Below are 737 nucleotides of genomic sequence, written 5' to 3' on the forward strand. Positions count from 1 at the left end.
GTGATGCCGAAGTCGCATCAAGATCCAGCGGGTCACCAGCAAAACACTAAGCTCGGCCTTGGCTTTCTTCTAAGCCGTCAACTGCTGGTTGTCCGGCGGATTCAACGCTCCATGTATTCACCATTACCCACCCCTTCCACCCCTTGCTGGGTAAGCAGTTCGTTCTGTCAACCCGACGGTTGAACTGGGGTGAGGATCGCGTGATGTATCACGATCAGGAGGGCAAGCTTCAGTCTATGCCAACCGCATGGACCAGTGAAGCTGACAAGGATCTATTTGCCAACGCGTCGGCCGGCTCATGCTGGTTTCGAATGGATGACTTATGCGAGCTCGCCGAGCTGCTCCATATGATGAAGTCTGATCGCCAGAAACTGCCGTAAAGTGTCAAGTAAAACATGCCGTATGTGTAAGAATAAATATGCCGCTAATTTTATTGAGGAAATCGTGGATCATAAGAAACACAATTTAAATAGTTAAAATATCTGATAATTCACGTATATGATTTGACAAACAAGTATTTGCGGCGTATATCTAATTACACTCAACGTGTGATGCGATTCACTGTGGCGAAGCGCAGTACCAAGTCGGACCGTCTCAAGGATGCCGGGGTACTCAACCCCCAGGCCGATCGTGTTCTGGCTCCTGAGTTTCAGATCGACACGTTCTTCGACCCCCGTGATCTGTTGCAGGTGAAGTACGAGATGCTACGCATGGTGCGCCAGGAAGGCGCAACTAAA

2 protein-coding genes are annotated in these 737 nt (G+C 49.5%); both read left to right on the forward strand.

Annotation, left to right across the window (positions count from 1 at the left end; translation table 11 throughout):
- Nucleotides 1-122: 122 nt before the first annotated feature.
- Nucleotides 123-380, forward strand: coding sequence for a DUF5372 family protein (locus ACUNV4_RS30430; RefSeq protein ID WP_430882439.1), 258 nt, complete (start codon nt 123-125; stop codon nt 378-380).
- Nucleotides 381-548: 168 nt separating this feature from the next.
- Nucleotides 549-737: hypothetical protein (locus ACUNV4_RS30435; protein WP_430882438.1), on the forward strand; the 189-nt coding region annotated here is incomplete at its 3' end.

This window comes from Granulosicoccus sp. 3-233 (assembly GCF_052681095.1).